24 protein-coding genes are annotated in these 21862 nt (G+C 43.8%); 9 read left to right on the top strand and 15 right to left on the bottom strand.

The genetic code is table 11. The annotated features are described in order from the left end of the window. Window positions 1-115: 115 nt before the first annotated feature. Window positions 116-634, bottom strand: a complete 519-nt coding sequence (locus DXC01_RS09855) for a nitroreductase family protein (protein ID WP_117470426.1) — start codon at window positions 632-634, stop codon at window positions 116-118. Between the two features lie 142 nt (window positions 635-776). Between DXC01_RS09855 and DXC01_RS09850 the strand changes: the two genes are divergently transcribed. Further along, window positions 777-1127, top strand: a complete 351-nt coding sequence (locus DXC01_RS09850) for a winged helix-turn-helix transcriptional regulator (RefSeq protein WP_330414900.1) — start codon at window positions 777-779, stop codon at window positions 1125-1127. A 71-nt stretch (window positions 1128-1198) separates the two neighbouring features. Here DXC01_RS09850 and DXC01_RS09845 read toward each other — a convergent pair whose 3' ends face one another. Together DXC01_RS09845 and DXC01_RS09840 are read right to left on the bottom strand one after the other, a co-directional pair. After that, entirely contained in the window at window positions 1199-1387 is a 189-nt protein-coding gene (locus DXC01_RS09845; RefSeq protein WP_117718934.1) for a helix-turn-helix domain-containing protein, read from the bottom strand. Beyond that, on the bottom strand, window positions 1387-1827 hold the full coding sequence (locus tag DXC01_RS09840) for a sigma factor-like helix-turn-helix DNA-binding protein (RefSeq protein WP_023921559.1): 441 nt from the start codon (window positions 1825-1827) through the stop codon (window positions 1387-1389). The genes DXC01_RS09845 and DXC01_RS09840 overlap by 1 nt, the downstream gene beginning before the upstream one ends. Window positions 1828-2240: 413 nt before the next feature. On the opposite strand from DXC01_RS09840, the gene DXC01_RS09835 reads away from it, so the two are divergent. Next, window positions 2241-2570, top strand: coding sequence for a helix-turn-helix transcriptional regulator (locus DXC01_RS09835; RefSeq protein WP_005333402.1), 330 nt, complete (start codon window positions 2241-2243; stop codon window positions 2568-2570). A 150-nt stretch (window positions 2571-2720) separates the two neighbouring features. On the opposite strand, the gene DXC01_RS09830 is transcribed toward DXC01_RS09835, so the two are convergent. Together DXC01_RS09830 and DXC01_RS09825 are read right to left on the bottom strand one after the other, a co-directional pair. After that, a complete protein-coding gene (locus DXC01_RS09830) occupies window positions 2721-3092 on the bottom strand; it encodes a hypothetical protein (RefSeq protein WP_005333400.1) in 372 nt (123 codons plus the stop codon). A 4-nt stretch (window positions 3093-3096) separates the two neighbouring features. After that, the gene (locus DXC01_RS09825) at window positions 3097-4035 is read right to left on the bottom strand and encodes a ParM/StbA family protein (protein ID WP_070097296.1); all 939 of its coding nucleotides are present in this window, start codon (window positions 4033-4035) and stop codon (window positions 3097-3099) included. A gap of 181 nt (window positions 4036-4216) precedes the next feature. On the opposite strand from DXC01_RS09825, the gene DXC01_RS09820 reads away from it, so the two are divergent. Continuing rightward, window positions 4217-4561, top strand: coding sequence for a MazG nucleotide pyrophosphohydrolase domain-containing protein (locus DXC01_RS09820; protein WP_008373991.1), 345 nt, complete (start codon window positions 4217-4219; stop codon window positions 4559-4561). A 63-nt stretch (window positions 4562-4624) separates the two neighbouring features. Then, window positions 4625-5053: a hypothetical protein gene (locus tag DXC01_RS09815; RefSeq protein WP_021865125.1), complete on the top strand. Its 429-nt coding sequence runs from the start codon at window positions 4625-4627 to the stop codon at window positions 5051-5053. Between the two features lie 102 nt (window positions 5054-5155). Here DXC01_RS09815 and DXC01_RS09810 read toward each other — a convergent pair whose 3' ends face one another. The 8 genes from DXC01_RS09810 to DXC01_RS09770 all read right to left on the bottom strand — a co-directional run bounded on the left by DXC01_RS09810 (window position 5156) and on the right by DXC01_RS09770 (window position 13787). After that, the gene (locus tag DXC01_RS09810) at window positions 5156-5572 is read right to left on the bottom strand and encodes a hypothetical protein (protein WP_226875175.1); all 417 of its coding nucleotides are present in this window, start codon (window positions 5570-5572) and stop codon (window positions 5156-5158) included. 62 nt (window positions 5573-5634) lie between these two features. After that, the gene (gene srtB / locus DXC01_RS09805; RefSeq protein WP_055155758.1) at window positions 5635-6417 is read right to left on the bottom strand and encodes a class B sortase; all 783 of its coding nucleotides are present in this window, start codon (window positions 6415-6417) and stop codon (window positions 5635-5637) included. Further along, window positions 6414-7634 (bottom strand): CHC2 zinc finger domain-containing protein, encoded by a 1221-nt coding sequence (locus DXC01_RS09800; protein WP_005333381.1) that lies wholly within the window; start codon window positions 7632-7634, stop codon window positions 6414-6416. The genes srtB and DXC01_RS09800 overlap by 4 nt, the downstream gene beginning before the upstream one ends. Before the next feature lie 54 nt (window positions 7635-7688). Further along, complete coding sequence (locus DXC01_RS09795) at window positions 7689-8636, bottom strand: hypothetical protein (RefSeq protein ID WP_005333375.1); 948 nt, start codon at window positions 8634-8636, stop codon at window positions 7689-7691. A gap of 83 nt (window positions 8637-8719) precedes the next feature. Then, on the bottom strand, window positions 8720-10957 hold the full coding sequence (gene recD2 / locus DXC01_RS09790) for an SF1B family DNA helicase RecD2 (protein ID WP_117718935.1): 2238 nt from the start codon (window positions 10955-10957) through the stop codon (window positions 8720-8722). Between the two features lie 51 nt (window positions 10958-11008). Next, window positions 11009-12067, bottom strand: coding sequence for a YqaJ viral recombinase family nuclease (locus DXC01_RS09785; RefSeq protein ID WP_005333354.1), 1059 nt, complete (start codon window positions 12065-12067; stop codon window positions 11009-11011). Further along, a complete protein-coding gene (locus tag DXC01_RS09780; protein WP_005333353.1) occupies window positions 12061-13200 on the bottom strand; it encodes a hypothetical protein in 1140 nt (379 codons plus the stop codon). Before DXC01_RS09780 ends, DXC01_RS09785 begins: the two co-directional genes overlap by 7 nt. Before the next feature lie 398 nt (window positions 13201-13598). Then, a complete protein-coding gene (locus DXC01_RS09770; RefSeq protein WP_425458801.1) occupies window positions 13599-13787 on the bottom strand; it encodes a 2-ketoisovalerate ferredoxin oxidoreductase in 189 nt (62 codons plus the stop codon). A 192-nt stretch (window positions 13788-13979) separates the two neighbouring features. On the opposite strand from DXC01_RS09770, the gene DXC01_RS09765 reads away from it, so the two are divergent. The 3 genes from DXC01_RS09765 (at window position 13980) to DXC01_RS09755 (ending at window position 16089) form a co-directional block, all read left to right on the top strand. Continuing rightward, complete coding sequence (locus DXC01_RS09765) at window positions 13980-14297, top strand: helix-turn-helix domain-containing protein (protein WP_005333350.1); 318 nt, start codon at window positions 13980-13982, stop codon at window positions 14295-14297. Between the two features lie 381 nt (window positions 14298-14678). Then, window positions 14679-14873 (top strand): DUF3173 domain-containing protein, encoded by a 195-nt coding sequence (locus DXC01_RS09760; RefSeq protein ID WP_005333349.1) that lies wholly within the window; start codon window positions 14679-14681, stop codon window positions 14871-14873. Window positions 14874-14907: 34 nt separating this feature from the next. After that, complete coding sequence (locus DXC01_RS09755; protein WP_005333347.1) at window positions 14908-16089, top strand: site-specific integrase; 1182 nt, start codon at window positions 14908-14910, stop codon at window positions 16087-16089. 77 nt (window positions 16090-16166) lie between these two features. On the opposite strand, the gene guaA is transcribed toward DXC01_RS09755, so the two are convergent. Further along, window positions 16167-17744 carry a glutamine-hydrolyzing GMP synthase gene (guaA, locus tag DXC01_RS09750; protein WP_118698833.1) on the bottom strand — a complete coding sequence of 526 codons (1578 nt, stop codon included), beginning with the start codon at window positions 17742-17744 and terminating at the stop codon, window positions 16167-16169. A gap of 315 nt (window positions 17745-18059) precedes the next feature. Then, entirely contained in the window at window positions 18060-19424 is a 1365-nt protein-coding gene (locus tag DXC01_RS09745) for a DUF4832 domain-containing protein (protein ID WP_243111591.1), read from the bottom strand. A 249-nt stretch (window positions 19425-19673) separates the two neighbouring features. Here DXC01_RS09745 and DXC01_RS09740 point away from each other — a divergent pair, with 249 nt between their 5' ends. Beyond that, the gene (locus DXC01_RS09740; RefSeq protein WP_118698831.1) at window positions 19674-20840 is read left to right on the top strand and encodes a PqqD family protein; all 1167 of its coding nucleotides are present in this window, start codon (window positions 19674-19676) and stop codon (window positions 20838-20840) included. Further along, window positions 20837-21685: an ABC transporter transmembrane domain-containing protein gene (locus tag DXC01_RS09735; protein WP_243111590.1), complete on the top strand. Its 849-nt coding sequence runs from the start codon at window positions 20837-20839 to the stop codon at window positions 21683-21685. Before DXC01_RS09740 ends, DXC01_RS09735 begins: the two co-directional genes overlap by 4 nt. Window positions 21686-21862: the final 177 nt, after the last annotated feature.

Raw genomic sequence — 21862 nt, 5'->3', positions numbered from 1 at the left:
TTGGGATATGTTTCTTTTCTATTTCTGTACGTACCAGAGCCGAAAAGTGCAACAAATATGACAAAAAACTCCCAGAGGATGTTACTCCCCTGAGAGTGATGTATAAAATATATCTTTACAATGTTTCCATGGAAACCAGTTCTTCCACTGAAATCCGACTCTGGCCGTGTCTTTCCGGATCAGCTCCAGTCTCATCCGAATATCCGATTACCAAAATATTGATTGGTTCCAAATTTTCCGGCAGATGAAATTTCTTTTTGATTACATCCGGTTTAAAATAGCAAACCCAAACACTACCTAATCCCAGTTCTGTTGCCTGAAGCATCATGTGATCTGTCAGTATAGCAGCATCAATATCTCCTGTCTGCTTTTTATCGAATGGTCTTGTCCATGCCCTGTTATGATCGGCACAAACGATAATTGCCAATGGTGCTCCGTAAATATTCGCTCCTTCTCCGATTTTTGCAAGACCTTCCTCACTCTGCACTACAAGCAAATGAACCGGCTGCTGATTTGCTGCTGTTGGTGCCACATGTGCCGCCTCAATAATTTTCTCTAATTTCTCTGGTTCTACTTTCTGTTCCATATAGCTCCGGACAGAATATCTCTTTTTTGCAATTTCAATAAAATCCATGGTTGTCAATCCTTCCTTTTTCTTTTATGATTACGATATATCGATCAACAATTTGATTGTATCACGATTGGATTGTCCTGCAAGACTGCACTTTCCGGAAAGATACTTTCCAAAATGATACTACCTGAAGGGAGACATGATCATGAAACAGACCACATCCTTTAACTGCCCTGTGGAAGCAACGCTTTCCCTGATTGGCGGAAAATACAAGCCTTTAATTCTCTGGCATCTCATTAACCACCCACTGCATTATATGGAATTACAGCGGCTGATTCCCAGTGCAACCCCGAAAATGCTTTCTCAGCAGCTTCGGGATCTGGAAAACTCTGGGATGCTTCGCAGAGAGGTCATTCCAGAAAAGCCACCGAGAACTCTTTACTCCTTAACTGCTTTTGGCGAAAGTATTATTCCTGTTTTGGAGTCGATGTGTGATTGGGGAAAGGGTTATCTGGATGGACTGGACGTACAGACTCCTTGTTGTTCAGGCAACTAAAGAATCACCCTTCTTTTCTCACGGTTTCAATATATTATCCGCCCGGCAGTTTCCCGCCGGGCTTATCCATTCTATTCCAATATTTGGAATCTCTGGATACACTGAAGCAATGTACTTACCAGTTCCTGATACAGATCTTCATCAAATCTGCCATTCACAATCGCATTCTTAATTAAAAGCGGCTTATATATCTCTAAAATCTTCAGTACCGCATCTGCATTTCCTTCTTTTGCCTTTAAAAGTAATCGTTCAAAATTCATTAGTTTTCACCTCCCATCACCTTGCGGATCTTCCGGATTGCATAATAATAAATACCCTTGCATCGCTCCTCTGATAACCCGTTTAGCCTGCTCATTTCCTCAAAAGTACGTTCTTCAAACACATGCTGGTAAATCAGCTTCCGTTCTTCATCCCGCAGCGTATGAAGCGCTTTCATCAGTCTTTCATCTGACATCTTATTCCATTCTGGATATTTCCCCTGTGCCTCCTGCAATAAAAGCTGCTCCCTCGTTTGGTTCTCCAGCAATTCTTCGATTACAATTCTTGCCTCCATCTGTCCAATATCCTCCAACAGTTCTTCTGCATCAGCCATCTGGATTTTCTTCTCCAGATAATCATGTCGTTTTCCACGGACAAACTGTATCAGATATGCTGTAAAGTGATTTTGTATCTTTGATCCTGTATATGTTTTTTTGTTCATTTGTTTTATCCTCCGAAATTTTTTATCACGTTCCAAAAAATTCCGAGGATGGCGGTGAGCGGCAACAAAACGTGACACTGCCTTCATTTTTTCGAAAAAAAGAAAGGCTGGACCACTCTATTCGTAGTCCAGCCGATACTTCTCTTTCTATGTAATTGTGTAGGATATGCGATGATAGTATCTCATATACTGCATATTCTAACTTCTCTCCGACACATTGTATGGATAAGATTTTTTTAACAGATTCAGTTCCTCTTTGGCTTTTATCTTATGCTGTCCATTCATGTCTGTCGTACTTACTTCCATGTTTCTCTATTTGTGCATGTGTTATCCTGCTTATCATAACGCACTTTAACGCATTTCGTATAGTGTTAATCTACGATAAAATATATGCATTAAGTGAGGTGATATAGATGGTGAAAAAATTATTGGGAGATGCAGTCAGGGAAGAACGTCTCCGCCGCAATCTTTCGCAAAACAGCCTTGCGGAACAGGCAAAGATTTCTTTACGGACTGTCTCTGATATTGAAAACTATATTGGCAATCCACAGTTGGAAACACTTTATGCCTTGGCAACTTACTTACATATTTCCATAGATGCTATATTTTCTAACCAGAAAACGAACCCGGATTCTACCATGCAGCAAATCATGGCAGAACTAAATTCCTGCCCGGAGGAGCAGAAACAGCTTGCCCTTTCTACACTGCGTGGACTTCTGGATGGATTCAAGAACCTAAGTTAAGGCTCTCCCGTATCCTTCATCATCTACACATTATACAAAGACAATCTGTGAGTAATCTATGAATAGTCTGTGAGTTTTCTGTCTATTCCCATTCTGATACAAAGAACAGGAGAGTACACTGCCATAAGCATGTGTATCTCTCCTGCTTTTTTATGCCCTGCGAAATGCACTGATAGCATCCACTACATTCTGTCTCATAGTCTGATCCATCCGCAGCGGTTCTTCTTCCATCAAATCAACTTCTGTGGGCATTTCTCTATTTATCTTAGAAACGTCCTGCCCTTCCAATACCTTTCTTACTTCTTCCCGGATGATTTGCTGCATCATTGGCCGGAGCATATCCGGTTCCATGCTTATACTGCCATTACCTGTCTCATCCGTTCTTCCCGTATATGCCAGAATTGCCGCAACGATCAGTTTTGCTTTTTTCTCTGTCGTATTCAGAAGTTCTGTCACATACACGTGATCTGGATCCGACTTATCAAAACCAATAGTGAATACAAACGGATTTTTCTTTCCCATAAAATCACACTCCAGCCTGTGTCATGCGATACAAAAGATCATATCCATCGGCATTTGCTTTCATATCCCGGATAAAGGTATGTTTTCCCAACCGGTCTGCCTGCTCCAGAAATCGTTCCAGAAGCACTGCTCCGCCGCCGATAAACACCGTATAAGTAGATTTTGTATCAATGCCCCGCTCTCGGATGCTGTTCAGAAGATCGGTAACAAAATTCTGAACCATGGTTTCTACTGCCTGTACAACAGCTTCCTCATAATACTGCGTTTTTCCCTTGATGATACTGTCGATATCTGCCTCCTCCAGAAGCATGTCATATTCACTGTTAATACTGGAAATGATATCGTTATACATGGTAATCACACCTTTTTCCAGAGAATCACAATAATCCATATCCGGTCTGCCACTTCTCATCAGAAGATAATCAGAAGTAAATCCGCCAATATCAATCCCTACGACTTTCGGAATCTCACGGATTTCCATCATCCTCGTCATCATGGCTGCATAATCCTGCGGAAACGCCATTACATTCTGTATACAGAGGTGATAGACTTTATCGTTGAAGCACAGTTCCTGCACCTTCCCGTCCCCTTTGAAATAGCGTTCATATCTCTCACAAAGCTCTGCAAAATGCTTCGGCGGAAGCCCAATCGGAAGTTCCACCTGAATGACATCCTCCGGCTGGATCTGGCTTTTCTGCTCCAGCTCCATTGCAATGGCAAATAAGGTCAGAATCCAGAATCGGTTCCGGCTGTCCTGCGTCTTGTCTCTCTGGTACGGAATCCGCTTCTCACTAAGGGTATAATACTTTCCCTGATATTTCAGATACTTCTCTCCCCTGGCAGGCTTTTTGTCCTGTTCTGTCAGTCCAGTGGTAAATACAAAATTACAGGTTTTCATGTTCCGGTTCCCGTGATCCACGGCTACTCTTAATTTTTTTATCATGCTACATTCACTCCTTTGTACTTGATACTTATTCTGTACGTAGGAGATACTTAAAGTGCAACTTTTTAAAAACTATTTCCATAATTTTTCTTCCTGTATACTTCCATATCGTTGATATCATTGGTAAAACACAGTATAATGAACATATTATCAAATATGAATTTGCGGAGGAAAAGATACTGTGAAAATTACAATAGAGGAACTGCAAGAATACTTATTCGACCATTATAAAAATGGTGGGATTGACCAAAGCCTGTTTATGAAACTCGTAGAAGAAATAGGTGAAGTGGCAGAAGTACTAAATAAAAAGGCAGGTAGAAAATCTGTTGGTCAAGAGGATTTACAAACCCAATTAGGTAACGAATTAGCCGATGTGGTACACTACACTATTGCGATTGCTGCATTAAATGGAATTGATATGAATGATATTATACTCTCTAAGGATAAGGATGCATCCATAAAGTATAATCACAGAATAAATTTAGAGCAGTTTGTAATGGAACGCAGAACGAAAGATAACGACTAACAGTTCCAGTTGTTCAGGATGAATGACAGAGCAAAAAAATATGAATTTGAAGAGGTAGTGATTATGAAAAGATTGATAGCAATGGTTCTTTGTCTTTTATTTGTTATATCTTTAGCTGGTTGTGGAAAAGGAAATACAAAAAATTTAGTTATTGATTATGGGACATCATCTATATACACAAAAGATGACATGGATGAAGCTATTGATGTTATAAAGAAACAATTTAGTTCTTTTGAGGGGTGTGAATTGCACAGCCTATCTTATACATCTGATGATGCGTGCAATAATGAGGATAATATTGCCTGGATGAATGAATTGGAGGAAGCAAATGACAATAAAGAGAGTTTCACACAATGTATTTCGTTTGATAGTAGTTTCAGGTCACCTAAAAATGGAGGTGGAGCGTGGAACGCTAATGAAGAATACACATGGTCATGGTGGTTGGCGCGTAGCGAAGGCGGAACGTGGAAATTAATGACTTGGGGATATTAACGGTCGGTTCCTAAGTAACAAATAACAGTTTGTCTAAGAAAAAAAGATACCAACCATTCTCAAAAATGCTTAGTATCTTTTTTCTTTTGTTCTGTCATTGTCCTATGCTGAAAGCTTTTCCACCAATTCCGGCAGGCACTTCTCAAATAATTCCCGATATCTTCGATACCCTTCATCCCGGAGTGGACCTTGCAGTGATGTCAGAGACCAAAGGAGAAGCTCTTCCTCTTCCACAGCATACGGAGAGGTATAGACAAATTTTTTCCCGTCAAAATGCGGTTTTGATAACTTCAGTATTTCCGTAATCTCTCCTTTTGTTTCCGCCTGCATAATCATTTCCACTTTCTTCCGATGGAACTCGCAGACGATGCTCTCCAGAAATCCCTGCTTCAGATAAAATTCCGCCCTTCTATAAAGTTTTACAAGAGCCTCCACTCTTTCATCAAATAACTTGTCCTTTTCACTGACTATCATCTGTGCCAGTGCGTTTGCATGTTCCATAACCAATGCTGTTCCCATTACATTTCCTCCCATAATAAAAGCTGGCATAAGAAATTTCTTCTCACACCAGCACGATTCTTTTATTCCTCTGTGATGATCTCACTGCTTAATTTTCCATGTACCAGATAGCGATAATTCCGTCTGGAATTGACACAGGTAGACAGCGTAACTATCCGATCCATTGCCGACAGCTCGGTGCCGGTATCATAATCCCTATAAGAAGACACCGTATCCAGAAACGTCTGAAAATCTTCCGCTTCCGGGAAATGATACCTATATCCCTCACTTCCGGTTCTTCCCGCATAGCAGGAAAAGATACGATACTTGAGGATCTTGTCCGGCAAATAGAGATAAAACTCCGGATGTTGTTCAAATAGCTCTTTGTCTTGGTACTTATCCAGAGTTCCGAACATGCTCCCGTTTTTCATATTATGCCCGTACACGATCGTATTCTGATCCGTAAAGTCCGGCTGATTATGGCAGTCCACAAAGATGCTCCCGTTGATATTGGATTCTCCCGAAAAAAGGTGATGAAGATAATATGCATTATCTTTCCCCTGTACCACCGGATAACTAATATCCAGTGCCGGAATCTGAATCCACGCTATGACATCCGGATTAACCGCTTTTAAACCTGCAAAATCAATTTCTAGATACCTATTCTTAGGTTCCTCCTTTTCTTTCTCAGACTCCGGTGATTCTTCTTCCTCTGGTTCCTGAACATATTCCTGCAGTTTCTCGTAACTTACGTCCCCTTTCTGATACTTCAGATAAGCACCAAAGAGTTTTCCTGCCGCTGCGAGAAAAACAAGCAACAGGCAGATAATGAGTCCTGCAAGAACCGTATTTCCTTTTTTTCTCATGATTGTTCTCCTTTCGGAAGAGCCGAAGTCTGTGCCCCGGTTCCTTCCTTCTGTTTGATGGCGGCTAAATAGTCATCAATCCCCTTGTGTTTCCCGTTCCACTCCCCGCTCTCGTCCATATCCCAGACCATCCGGTTCATCGGCAGGGAAAGCTCCCGGCAGATTTCATAGACCTTATTGCAGCCGTTCTGGATAATCCTCCGTTTCTCCGCCTTATGCTGGCAGATAACAGGGGAACGCTCAAAACAGACCGCACACTTACTGTCATGCTTATTGCAGGCTACTTTCATCTTCTTATCCATGTCATACGCCTCCAAAAGCTGTTTCATCCCATATCCTTTCATCCGCTCCAGCACCGGTTTCAGATTCCGGTACTGGTTCACTCCGGCAACGCACACAAAGGTAGCGCCGGACAGATAATGGGCTATGGTCCCTTTTAAGGCTCCTTCGGTCAGATAGACACGTTCTGCGGCAAGATCACCGATCACATGTACCGGACTTCCGGAGGAAACTCCCTGGTCATAATTGACACTGGACAGCCAGATATATTTTTTCGTGTCAGTCACATGATCTACCCGGATCTGAAAACCCTGGATGAACCCGTCCAAAGAAACTATGGGAATCAGGATTCCTGAGTTTTCTGCTTTGAAGTTAATCGTCCAGTTTCCGTCTGTATCCCGGTAGAATCCCGGCACGCCTTTCACCATATATCCTTCTTCTGCCAGCCTTTTGACCAGCTTCTTCATTCCAAACAGCGGGACACTCCGGTAACGCTGTGCTTCGATCTGTTCCGGTTTTAATCCTCGTCTTTGCAGATCCTCCTGATGCTTCCTGTTAAGCGTGAGCATGGACAGCATTCTCTGATACGTCCGGTGGATTTCCTCTATGGGTGCAAGCTCTGCCGTTGCCTTTTCTTCCTGTACCGGCGTTGCTTTGATATAATCCGTCCGGTATTCTCCTTTTCCTAATGCTTCCCGGATCTGCTGATTTGCTTCGGAGAGTGTAACATTGTGCAAATCCGCATAAAGCTTCAGCATCCCCCCGGACGCATCACAGCGGTTGCACCGGAATACATTCTTTTCCACATTGATATTCAGTTTTCCATGCGTCTCTCCACAAAACGGGCAGTCATAATAGTTTCCCCGCCGCTTTCTGAGATGCAGCACCTGCACCACATCCAGTATTCCATAATCAAACCCAGACATATCATAATACATCCCGGTCTCTTCCTCCTTTCCCCCGCAGAAAAAAGCTCTCTGCGGGGTTCTTCCTTAACCAGCCATCGGCATTGCTTTTTGTAAAATTACCTTTGCTGCCGCCGGAACCAGATTGTTCGGTCCGGAATATTGCTCGGCAAACCACTGGATCGTTGACGGGCTTTCAACTGCCACCTGTCCCATGGTCTTTCCGCCGTATTTTCCCTTTCCCGGAATCACAGTCCCGACTGCCATTTCATAGTTCATGTGTTTCATCAGTTCTTCTACCGGAAGGGACGTATCCAGATTCTGTAATGCTCCCTGCAGCATCTGTCCGGTCTTTGGCGGCGTAGAGGCAGCCGGAGCGGAACCGTAGCCAGGCATTTGTCCACTGCCATGGTAAATGGTGCTTCCCGCCGCCTGTGCCTGCTGATAGAACTGATTCATCATCTGCTGGCCTGCATATTCCGGCTGACCTGGCATCTCTCCATAAGTTGGCATAGGGGCATTTGGCATGACACCCGAATCCGGCATGGCTGCATTTTCCATGGCACCTGAATCCGGCATCTGTGGATTCTGATATGGAATTCCGGCATCTACCTGTGCAGGATCATTTTCCTCTCCCACATCCGCAAACTGCACACCATATCCGGCATCCGATAATGCCCTTCCTACGGCTGCTGTTTCTGCCATTTCCAGAAATTTGTCTCCAAACTTCGGGTCATCGCTCCGGAATTTCTGCGAAAAGGAATTGGCTACATAATTGTCTTCCTGATCACATTTATCCAGATAGATACGTGCTTCCACAACTGCCATGTTCTCTGTGAAAGTGATAATCCGGCTGATGATCTTTCCTGCCGGATTGACCAGACGAAACCATAGCTTCCGGTATTTCACATCCAGATAAAGCTGCTCCTCCTGCCCTTCTTCTCCAATCTTTCTTGCCAGTTCCATCGGATGGAAGCCATCCACACGGTTCAAAGCGGCAACTGCCTCTGATTTCTTATACAATAATTCTTTCATTCTCTGCTCCTTTCATTTAGAAAAGCAGACGTTCCCCTATATAAGAGTAATAGTCCGCTTATTTCAAAAATTGAAAAATATTTTTAAACAACAAGTTTTAACTGCTCCATTTCCGGTTTCTGTTCACTCTGATACTGATCGTAATACTGTACGATCCGCTCACTCAGAATGGTGTTCCTTGTCCCGCTGTCATCCGTATGGATTGCCTGACAGACTGCAGCCCATTCCCCTACCAGATAAACCTTGCTTTTCGCTCTGGTCACTCCGGTATAGAGAATATTGCGCTTCAGCATCATATAAAAGGCTTTTACCCAAGGGATGATGACAACCGGACATTCGGAACCCTGTGCCTTATGGATGGTTGTTGCGTTAGCATGTTCGATCATTTCCATCTGGTCAGCTTCATATTGCACCTGCCGCCCATCCGGGAATCCGATCACTGCCCTGGCATTTCCATCCTCATCCGTGATACAGTCCAGTATCCTGCCCAGATCGCCGTTACTCGCCATCTCGGTATTTTTATTCTGTAAAATCTTATCGCCAACCCGGAACACCTGACTGCCGATATGCAGTTCCTTCTTCCCTGCGATTGGCGGATTTACAAAATCCTCCAGAGATTTGTTCAATTCATCCACTCCGGCAGCACTGCGTTTCCGATACGGAGTCAGGATCTGTACCTGATCCATGCCGTTTTTTGCAATCTCGTCCAGATAAATCCTCCGGACAATCTCTGCCGCTTCATCTGCTCCTTTACAGGCAATGAACTGAAAATCCTCCCCAAAGCTCAGATTAGTCTTATTCTCCTGCATCAGTTTTGCATTATAAGGTATGCTGCTCAAAGCGCCCTGCCGGTAAACCAGATCCAGTACCGTGACCGGAATCAGCCCGCAGGCAATCAGTTGCCGGAACACATCCCCGGCTCCTACGGATGGAAGCTGGTTCTTATCCCCGACTAAAAGGACTCTGGCATGTCTGCTAACCCGCCGGAAAAATTCATAGGCAAGATGCATGTCCACCATGGACACCTCATCTACATTTAGAAATCCGGCAGACAGGTACTCAAAATCCGGTTCAAAATCCGTATCATCTCCCAAAAGCCCCAGGGCCAGATGCATCGTGGATGCATTTTCACAGCCGGTACTCTCCACCATACGTCTTGCCGCACGTCCGGTCGGAGCCATAAGCTGTACCTCTGACCTGCATAACGCCTGATGGATATAGAGAATCACCTTGAGAACCGTTGTCTTTCCGGTTCCGGGACCTCCGGTAATAATACTGATGGGATGTGCAAACACCATCCGCACTGCCTGTTTCTGTGTTTCTGACAGCGTGATCCCCAGTGTCTTCTGTGCCTTTTCCAGCTCCGGTTCAATGGACAGCAAAACCGGCTTCTCCAAAAGCCGTCTGGCTATCATGGAAGCGGTCTGTGTTTCTTCTTCATACTGCCGGATAGAATAGATCCGTTCTTCCTCCACAACAATGCTTTTTTGCAGCACCAGCCGGTAAAGCACCTGACTGACATCCTGCTCCGATACTGCCATGACCTGCAGATCCCGGTTCAGCATTTCCAGTGCTTCCCTGATAACCTCCTGACGCTGCTTAAACAGATGTCCTTCTTTCATTGCCTGATTCATGATATGTCCGATGCACCCGGATATCCGCATGGGATCATTGAGTGCACAGCAGCACTGTCTTCCGATCGCATCCACAGCCAGAAACCCGAAGCCTTTGACTGCACTCAGCATGTAAGGGCGGTGCCGGATAATATCCACCGATTCATTTCCGAATTTCTTCAGAATCATATTCACTTTTTTGGGTGTTACCTTAAAAGGCGCCAGAAACGTCATCAGTTCCCGGAACACCTGGTTTTTTCCATAGGACTCCACAATAGCAGCCAGCTTCTTCTCGGAAATTCCACGGATCTTCAAGAGTTCCTGCGGGTTGTTTTCCATGATTTCCAGTGTCTGAAGCCCAAACTTCCGGAAAATAGTATCTGCCATCTTGGGACCGATACCTTTGATTGCACCGGAAGAAAGGTATCCTAAGATACCCTCCTTTGTCCGTGGTACAACCTCCATGAAATTTTCCACCTGATACTGAGTTCCATGCTCTCCGCTCTCCCATCTGCCTTCCATCTCAAGCTCAATCTCGTCTGTAAGCGGAAGACCGAATCCAATCGCTGAGAAGCCGATGATATTCCGGGATGCCAGATATTTGTCTCTGGCTGACAGGGGGACAGACGTATCCTGTGTGGTGAATATGGCAATCGTATACCCATTCTCCTCATTCTGGAAAATCTTATGTTTAAATCTGCACCTCATTGTTTATATCCCTCCAGCTTTTTATCCGCATCCGTTCATTTGGTTTTCTCATTACGCCGCCTCCTTCTTAATTCGGAAAGTACGGCTCTCCGTTGTTTTTGTATATTCCTCATAGATATCCGGATGCTGGTTTTTCAGCTTCTCCATCTGGTCTTTCCCAACCGAAGTACGTCTGGTCGGATTATAGGTAATACGGTAACGGTTCGTACCGTCCTCCAGCACTGCCTTGCAGCCCTGCCCCAGCTGTTCCACAAAAGGAACACTGATTGCCCGCTGTTCTGCTTCGATTTCCTTTTTCCGTTTTTCCAACTGTGACTTTTCCTCCGAAAGGGTAAGATACTTCTCAAGATTTTTTGATTCCAGACCGGAAAGCACAATTTCCGGAATAGATTTGTCTGCAAAACCACCATAATTACGGATATTTGCCAGAACCAGATCGGAATTCCCGTTATGCGGCGGTACTACATTTTTCAATACATGTTCCTGCCAGAAATACGTTTCCTGATCAATGATGTCTTCTTCCTCAATCAGATCACGCTCAATGGTGCGATACACAAACTCATTCTCGTTATTTCCATACAGGCATGCGATAAAGGCTTTCTGCATATTCATCACAGACAGATAATGCCTTACCTGCAGCACATAATGAGCTGGAATACCCTCATCAGCCCACTTATCTTTCGCATTATAATTGCAGGTTTTACATTCCAGAATCGCAAATGTCCCATCCGGCATACGAACAAAAAAATCCACATCTGCAAGCATGAACGGATATAATGGATGCCGGAACATGACACGTACCGGAAATACTTCCAGTCCGGTCTTTTTGGAAAAGATTTCTGCCACCAGATCTTCCAGCCGGTGTCCGACTTCCTTGGCAACCCAGTTGCTTTCCTCTTCCTCCTGAATGACCGGCTGCACACCTGTTTTGTTGTAAAACAGATCCCGGATAGTGGCAAATGGAGAGATCCCCATGATTGCCGCTACATCACTGCCGCCGATTCCTTTTTTGCGGTATTCCAACCAGTCTTCTCTTGACAGGTTACTGATATCCACAACCTTTTCCGGTGTATACTCTGCTTTGTTATTCATTCCAATTCCTCCTAACATTTGACTGCTCCATAAACGTCATATTTTTTCCAGTCTTTTATAAGCGCCTTCGTAATATCCTCCTCCAGCTTCAGGATGCCCTGTCCGGACATTCCTTCACAGGCTGCAAAAAAGGAGGCTTCATTCATGGCATAATAAAGATCATGTGCCGTACAGGCACCTTCCCCGTTCTGGGATACAAATAGCTCCACCACCTCATTCCGGATCTTCTGTTTAATGCCAAGTTCCTTCATCAGCAGCTTCAGGCAGTTCACCGGATTACGGATCTCAATGTCCATAAGCTGAGTAAGATTCTTCATCGCATCCACATAGCGGGCGCATACCTGCTCCAGATTTTTCCGGAAGTCCAGAATCGTTGCCCCTTTATCGTGAGCCAGCTTGATTGGACTTCCCAGACTGATAACGCCGTTTGGTCCGTCTGTCAAAAGCATCGGATACAGATTTGCACCGCTCGCTGCCACGTCAGATGTGGTAAAACGAAGTGCCGGTGACAGGATCTTCTCATCCATTCCGTGTGCATCCAGTGCTTTTCGGTAAGTATCCAGAAGTTCCTGACTTCCTCCGAGCTTCCACATGGCAGATACAATGGAATGGTCATAGATACCAGAGCCCTCCATGTAAACACTGCCTTTGAAATTCAGATTCAGATATTCGCAGGTTGTCTCAAACATGGCTTTCATATCAAGGATGCAATAATCATGTTTATCCCCGCCATGTACTGCGGAAACCTTTCCGTCCGCAATCTTAATCAGGGCATCCCCTTTTGCAACCCGCAGGCAGTAATTGACTACCTTCGCATATGTTGCCTTATCCAGCTTGCGAAGCCCGTCTCCATTGACACCTGCGCGGCTTAAAATGGTGCGGATGGCACAGTCACGTACCGGATAGGATTCTCCTCTCATTTTCAGTACAAGCTGCGTATTCTTCTCTGTATCCTCCAAAATTTCTTCCATGGATGCATCTGCCGCATCCAGATTTTGAGCCTCCTTTTCCAGTGGTGCCAGCCGTAACGTATTCGTTGGCTTTCTGATCCATTTGGCATTTCTTCCTCTCTCTGCCAGAAACTCCAGCAGATCTTTTACTTCTGCAAAGGATCTCTCAAATCCATCTGCATACACTCTTGCTTCATTCATGTTCTTATTCCACCTTTCTTAAAATAATATTTATCCATCAACAGCCGAAGCTGGTTGTGGCATGCAACTATGCCGAAACCTAAATGTAAGCACAAAAAAAGAATGAAAAGAGAGTCTTTTCTCTGTTCATTCTTAAAAGTCTGGTTTCTTCCTGAAAAAACAAAAGTGCCACGCAGCCAAAAAAGGCATACCGTGACACTCACTACAAACATAAACTACTTATGCCAGGAATCAGCTCCTGCTGTTTCCTGTAAGTTTGGAGATTCTTATGAATCCCGAAACTCCCCAAAAAGGGTGTGCATAAAATAAACTATATCAGTATACTAGCACAAGATATTCCTCATGTCAATTCAGGCTTATACTATATATGGTGTTTATATTTGTTCAAAATACTACATCTATTTTTCTACTACGAATTCAATCTTCTCTTTCAGATACTCCCGGCAGCCAAACCGAACCGTTCCACACTGCTTTGACTCCTCTTTCGCCTTTTCATTACAGCAGTCCAAGTAGGGACAATCGTTACATTGATTCCGCAGTGCTTCCTTCGCCCATTCAATTTCCTGCTCATTTCCTATAATCCGCACAGACATCCACTTCCTTTGCTATCATCATACCCCAAAATCCATTTTCTATCATCCATAATTTCTTTTTTTGTATCATTTTAGTAAATTACGGTTATATTACGGAATAATCACTATATTTCAAATATATCTCTATTTTATTCCGTAATTTGCTGTAAGTAAATAGTTTAAAATGTGGAAGAGAGGTGTAAATGTATGGATAAAAACTTTATTGGAGAACGCATCAGCGAACTGCGTTTAAAGAAAAATGTATCTGAATATCAGATGAGTCTGGATCTTGGCAAAAATAAAAGCTACATCCAGTCCCTCACTTCCGGACGTTCTCTGCCTACCATGCAGAGCTTTCTGGATATCTGTGACTATCTGGAAGTCACTCCTCAACAGTTCTTCGATTCAGAGCTGCACAATCTTCCTCTGATTGACAAAGCAACTGATCTGATGAAACAACTCGATGACGAGGATATGCTTGCGCTCATTTCCATGCTGAATCGTCTGGCTCTAAAACGCAAATAGATTTCCGTAGCTGCCAAATCAAGGCAGCTTTTATTTTTATCATTTTTTCTCAAAATTTTTCAATCTTAAAGAAAAGTCCCCTATTCCTTAATTGAATGGGTAATATATCCATTCGCCGTACCTTGAAAACAAAAGAAATCTTTCGGGAGATTGATATAGGTGACTGCAGATAGTTTGCATCTTCGCACGCCTGCAGCTTAATAGTTACAAAGTAACACCGTTTTACGTGGCCGGAACGGGCATAGGAACTGGCTTCTGAAAGAATAACATAGACTTTTGGGATTTTAGCTTATAGCGCTTTTATTAGAGAACTTTTACTCAAAATTTGATATAATAATAGACAGGTATCAAGTTGATTCCCTGTCTGTGGAAAGGAGATTCATGATAACTGTAACAAAAAGGGATTTGATTGAATTAGGCTACGGTCCTTCCTTTGCTGCTGATATTATAAAAAAAGCAAAGGAACTTATGGTAGAAAAGGGGCATACCTATTATCAATCCAGAAAATTAGACAGGGTTCCAAAAGAAGCCGTTGAAGAATTATTAGGGATTACTTTGCCCGATAAGCAAGAATGATCGTGCTTTTTGCATTTTAGTAAGGAGTGAAATCATGGCAAAAGATCCAATTAAAAAAGCAGAAAACGGCACTTATTATTTTCGAGCCAATCTCGGATATCATCCTGTAACCGGAAAACAGATTCAAAAATACCGCAGCGGATTCTCAACAAAAAAAGAAGCCCGTGCCGAGTATTCCAAATTGATTCTTGCATCAACGGAAGAATTAGCTGATAAGAAGGAAGACATTACCTTCAAAAAGTTTATTGAAGAAATCTATCTTCCGTGGTACAAAACTCAGGTGAAAGAAAGTACCTACAAGAATCGTTACTCGACCATTCAAAAACACTTTGCCTATTTCTACAAGAAGAAAGTGTCCGAAATAGAAGCGATAAATGTACAGACCTGGCAGCTCAAGTTGGCAAAACAATTCAGTCCAAACTATGTACGCATTGTTCAGGGAATGTTATGTTTAGCTTTTGACCGGGCGATTATCCTCGGACTTGCAAAGAAGAATCCTGCCCGCATGATCGGCAATATCAAATCTAAAAAAGTAAAGATCGACTTCTGGACTTTGGAGGAGTTTCAGAAGGTAATATCCCTGCTGTACAAAGGTGACTACTACGAGCACTATCTCTTCATCTCGTTCTGGCTTTTATTTATGACTGGAATGCGTATTGGAGAGGCTGCCGCCTTACAGTGGGATGATATTGATTTTGAAACAGGTATGCTGATTATTAGTAAAACACTGTACTATAAAACAATGAATGACTACAAATTCGTTGAACCTAAGACGCAGGCAAGCAACCGTACCATTTATATTGATGCTGATACCATCAAGGAATTACAAGAATGGAAGGCGGTTCAGGCAAAGGTTTTACCAAATTGTGGATTCGTCCTGAGTTATAACAGTACACCCACCAGCAAAACAACACTTCCAAGAGCATTGGAGAAATTGGCAAATTTAGCTGGTGTTCACAGAATCAAAATTCATGCCCTGAGACATTCGCATGCTTCCCTGCTTATCAGCATGGGCGAAAATCCACTGCTGATTAAAGAGCGTCTTGGACATGAAAAAATACAGACGACACTAGGAACTTATGGTCATCTGTATCCAAACACCAATATTGAGATTGCAAAGAAGCTGACCGGGGTTCTCAGCTACCAGTCAGCTTCTCAAAGTATTGCTAATTATACCAGTAATCAGCATACTGCAATGTATCACAAAGAAATATAAAAATGCAATGATAATGCAATTTCAAACACCCAAAGCCGCAAAGCCCCGTGGTTACGGGCTTTGTAGCCCAGCGTCAACTATTCAAACTCAATCGTTCCCGGTGGTTTGCTAGTCAGATCGTAGAATACGCGGTTAACTCCCTTAACTTCGTTAATAACACGATTCATAACCCTGTTCAGTACCTCATACGGAATCTCAGCGGACTCTGCGGTCATGAAGTCGATGGTCTTGACTGCGCGGAGTGCAACTGCATAATCGTAGGTTCTGAAGTCGCCCATGACACCTACGCTTCGCATGTTGGTGAGGGCTGCAAAGTACTGGTTTGGCATCCAGGATGGGTCTTCTCCGTGTTCTTTCTTGTAGTCGGCGGCTGCTTTGTCGACTTCTTCACGGTAGATGTAGTCTGCGTCCTGAACGATGCGTACTTTCTCTTCGGTTACTTCTCCGATGATACGGATTCCAAGACCCGGGCCCGGGAATGGCTGACGGAATACCAGTCTTTCCGGAATTCCAAGCTCCAGTCCGGCTTTGCGGACTTCGTCTTTGAAGAGGTCACGGAGCGGTTCGATGATTTCTTTGAAATCTACGAAATCCGGAAGACCGCCTACGTTGTGGTGAGATTTGATCACTGCGGATTCTCCGCCAAGACCGCTCTCTACAACGTCAGGATAGATGGTTCCCTGTGCGAGGAAATCAACTGCTCCGATCTTCTTTGCTTCTTCTTCGAAAATACGGATGAACTCTTCACCGATGATCTTACGTTTTGCTTCAGGCTCTGTAACGCCTGCAAGCTTGTCATAGTATCTCTGCTGTGCATTAACACGAATAAAGTTCAGGTCGAACTGACCGTTTGGTCCGAATACGCCCTCTACTTCATCGCCTTCGTCTTTACGAAGAAGGCCGTGGTCCACGAATACGCAGGTAAGCTGCTTGCCGATCGCTCTGGAAAGGAGTCCTGCTGCAACGGAAGAGTCAACTCCACCGGACAGTGCGAGGAGCACTTTGCCGTCGCCGACTTTTTCGCGGATCTCTTTGATGGTGTTTTCAACGAAAGCATCCATCTTCCAGTCTCCGGCACATCCACAGACACCAAGTACGAAGTTGGACAGCATGGTCTTGCCTTCTACGGTGTGAAGTACTTCCGGATGATACTGGATCGCATACAGTTTCTGATCTGCATTCTCAGCAACAGCCACCGGACAGTCTGCTGTATGTGCAGCGATCTCAAATCCCGGTGCCGGTTTGGAAATGTAGTCTGTATGGCTCATCCATACGATTGTTTTATTGGATACATTTTCGAAAATTTTGGAATCTGTCTTATCAACAAGAAGTTCTGTCTTACCATATTCGCTGACATCGGCTTTTTCAACTTTGCCGCCAAGGACATGCATCATAAGCTGTGCGCCATAGCAAAGTCCCAGTACCGGAACGCCGAGTTCAAACAGTTCTTTCTGGTAAGTCGGTGAATCTGCTTCGTAGCAGCTGTTCGGACCGCCGGTAAGGATAATTCCTTTAGGATTCATCGCTTTGATCTTCTCAAGATCGGTCTTGTAAGAATAGATTTCGCAGTATACGTTACATTCTCTGACACGTCGCGCAACCAGCTGATTGTACTGACCGCCAAAATCAATGACAATAACTAATTCTTTTTTCAAGGCTTGCCTCCTGTTTCCTGTATAATCTCTCTTTTGAATCTGATTCTCATTATAAATGAGTAAATCTACTTTTACAACGGCTAATTGCTCGCTGGAATGAATTTTTTTATTTTTCCAAAAGAAAATTTATTTCTTCTTTAGAAAAGCATCACTCTTTCTTCAATCTCTCATCACAAATTCATCACAGATTCCCGGTATAGTAATAAGCAAATAAAGCGAATGCTTTTTTACATATATTTTTCTTTTTCATACTCGCCGGGCACAGACGCCCGGCCCTCCTTCTTTTTGGAGCTTTTTTGCATTCTCTCTGTTCTCTTATTTCCAGAGATAATTTTTTCCTTCCTGATATAAAGTATTCATTGCCAGACGAACACCCACTTTCTCTGTCATAGGATCTTCAATTCCGATAGAAAGACGATATCCCTTTTTCAGAAGGCTGTTCAGTTTCTCTGTCTTCAGTGTGGTTGAGGTTGATGTTTCTTCTTCCGGAAGCACAGACGACATTTTTATTTCGATATTTTTCTTTTCGACAAGTTTTCCCTTCTCATCTTCAATATAAATATATGCCGGCCAGTCTTTATATAGTGGTGCCACTCCTGAATTTTCCCAGATAAGCTTCAGACTGCTGCTGTTTCGGGTGCTTTTTAGTTCTGACTTTGAAATCCACAGACGATACCCCATGTTTTTGAGGACTTCTTTGTATCCTTCTGCATAATCCTCATCCGGGATCTTCGGGCCCAGAAAGGTTGTATGTGCTTCACGGATCATTTCCACAGTCTCTGACAGATCTGTGTCCATCATCTCCTCCATCGAGAAAGAACTTGTAAATTCTCCGCCGGATGGTGCGGTTTTCCAGAAATCCTTCATGGACACCATTGCATTTTTTTCACCTGTCTGATCATACTCACCGCCATTGCTAATCCAGTCAAGCCAGCTCTGGGTTCCCTGTGGATGTCCGGTCATATCATTATATAACCCAAATCCATGTTTTTTTGCAGCAGCAAATGGTCTCCGCATGAGAATCATGGCATCCGGAAAGGCCTCCATCCATGGGAGAATATATTGTTCTCTTACCTCTTCTCCCGGAATCCTCTGAATTCCCTCGCTGTAGTTTACATGCCACTCTCCCCAGTGTCCAAGGCTTCCAAGCTCAATATAACTGATCAGCCCATCCTGCCCCAGGTGCTCTCCAAGTGCCTTTACTGCCTGCTCATGACAGGAAATGATCGTCGGATTGTTATAATCTGGAGCAAAGCCTTTCCCATATCCTCCGGCATACCATTGACCGGCTTTTCCACTTTTTTCGTACAGCCATTCCGGTATGTCCATATGCTCTTCCTGTCCCGGAATATCACAGACGAATCTCAATACCAGATGCTTCCCCTCGCTTTTCCATCGTGCGAGCTGATTTTTTTTCTCGATGGCCTCCCAGTCATAAACACCCTCCTCCGGTTCCAGTTCTGCCCAGGTAATGTCCATATACAAAAGAGAAATGTCTTCCGAAACTTTATCATACCAGGCATTTCTCGCATATCCCATAAGCGGATTCCTGAAAGCCACCTGGCTTTCCTTATATTCTTTTACTGTCTTTTGTCTGCTAAGCCAGAACATTTCCACTCCTGCTGCCAATACCACTGTCAGAATCACGCTCAGACACAGTATTGCTCTTTTTTTAATCATCCTGTTCTCCATTATACTTATTATACGTCTCCCAGCGGCTTCAAAGATCCTGCCTTCGGATATCTGTATCCATCTCAGTTTATAATATTTTACCCTGAGCAGATGCTTATTGCAAGAACAACGTTACTGTTCACGGTAACAGAATAACGCAGCTTTCCCTCTTTTTTGGAGTTATTTTCTTGTATGAGATTTTGCCGGATGTTATAATTCTTTCTGTATAGAACTGTACTTTTCAGAAAGGATTTTTTTATGTTCAAATGTCAAGAAGGCTATGCCCTTCGTAAAATAAAAGGTGTCAGTTACATTCTCCCTTTCGGACAGCAGATTGCCGACCAGCGTAAAGGAACCATCCTGAACGAAACCAGTGCTTTTCTGTGGAATGTGATCCAGCATAATGAAGGTGCTGACCTGGAAATGCTGACCGAAATGCTTGCACGCAGATATGGACTTGCGGAGGAGGATTTTCCCATGCTCCGCGAGGACATTCTTGATTTTCTGCGGCAGCTGCAGTCCATGGGAATGCTGACCGAAACTCTTCGTCTTCAGTCGGAAGAAGTCTCCTTATGCATCCTGATCGCAGGGCTTCGCCTTCACTTCCATGGCGCTTCGCAGCTTTTCTCCGGATACTTCGATAAGTTCCGCGAAATGAATCCTGCGAAAGATGCAGACCAGGAAATTGAGTTTTTTACAACTCCGCCAGCCAGCAAATCTTATGGAAAAGTCCTCCTTCGCAATTCAGATATGACAATTTTAGAAAACCCTGACCGCTATGTGATTCTTTTCCCGCAGATGTCAAACATTCATCAGGTACATATGAGTCTGGACGGAAGTTACGTGAGATTCTACTGTACTCCGGAAACCTCTGAATCAGCACAGGAAAATATTTTTCATGCGATCCGGCTCTTTTTCCTGTTTGCTGCACAAAAGCACGGGAAATTTGCCATTCATTCTGCATCGATTCTTTATAAAGAAAAAGCATGGCTGTTCTCCGGACATTCCGGTATGGGTAAATCAACACACACCAAAATGTGGCATGATCTTCTGCAGACTCCATATCTGAACGGTGATCTCAATCTCCTTGGCATGGAAAACAGCAAAATTATCGTCTACGGGATTCCATGGTGCGGAACTTCCGGGATTTATACGACCACTGATCATGAGCTTGGCGGTATCGTCCTTCTCGGACGCGATCCGGAGAAAGATTTTCTTCAGGAGCTGTCTCCTTCAGAAAAAGTCATCCGGATTATGCAGCGCATGATCTCCCCTTCCTGGAAAGAACGCTTCTTCTCCATGAACCTTGACTTTGCGGAAAAAATTGCCGGACAGGTGCCGATTCTGCATCTGCTCTGCACCAGAAATCCATCTGCTGTTTATACAGTTCAGAGGAAAATAGATGCTCTGGAGGAACCACAATGAGAGAGAAACTCCAGCTTATCATGAAACATCTCAGACAGGGAAGCCTCCAGAAAATGTGGAAACAAACCATATGGATCTACCAGTATGGCAGACGTTACTGGAAATCTATGATTCTCTATACACTGCTGGGTGTTATGGGATCCTGTGTTTCACTTGCTTCCAGCCTGATCTCCAAAGATCTTGTCGATATCATCACAGGTCATCAGACCGGACGTCTGCTGTCCACCTTTGCAGCAATGATCGGCTTTGCGATTGCAAATCTTCTGGTCTCACAGGCATCCGGTTATGCTTCGACCTTTATCAGTCTTAAGGTTGACTCCGAGATCAAGAACGATATTTTTGCAAAAATGCTCGTCACGGACTGGGAATCTCTGACGGAATATCACACCGGTGACCTTGTTACCCGCTGGAGCTCGGATGCTTCCAATATTTCCAGCGGTATTCTGAACTGGGTACCAAACCTGATCATCTATACCTTCCGGTTCATCAGTGCTCTTGCGGTTGTTCTGTATTACGATCCGACCTTTGCCCTGTTTGCACTTCTCGGTATCCCGTTCAGTGCCCTGATGTCGCGTCCGCTGCTGCGCAGAATGCGGAACAACAACCAGAAAAGTGCTGCCATGAATGCCAAAATGTATGGTTTCAATCAGGAGGCTTTCTCCAATATCCAGACGATCAAGGCATTTGATCTGATCCATTTTTATACGGACCGGCTCAAAACGCTCCAGAAGGACTATATCAGCATGCGTCTGGAATTCCAACGAATGTCGATCCTGACCTCTGTCCTGATGTCGATCGTTGGTTTTATCGTATCCTACAGTCCAATGTTGTCCGTTGGATTCTGATGGTATCCAAGATTTATAACTAATCCTGAATTATTCACGGCAAAGCCGTGATCGTGGCTGAAAGCCACATAGTTACTGTATTTTAATTGCATATTGCTTTTCACTTGTTAAGTGAATAAAAAAAGAGCATCCATTTGTGGTAAAATTAAGGTGTTCAAAGTCTTAACAATCCCAAAC

This window comes from Blautia sp. OM07-19 (assembly GCF_003481595.1).
Taxonomy (GTDB): domain Bacteria; phylum Bacillota; class Clostridia; order Lachnospirales; family Lachnospiraceae; genus Blautia_A; species Blautia_A intestinihominis.
Note: the sequence above shows the minus strand (reverse complement) of the source record. Positions and strands in the feature narration are given on the sequence as shown.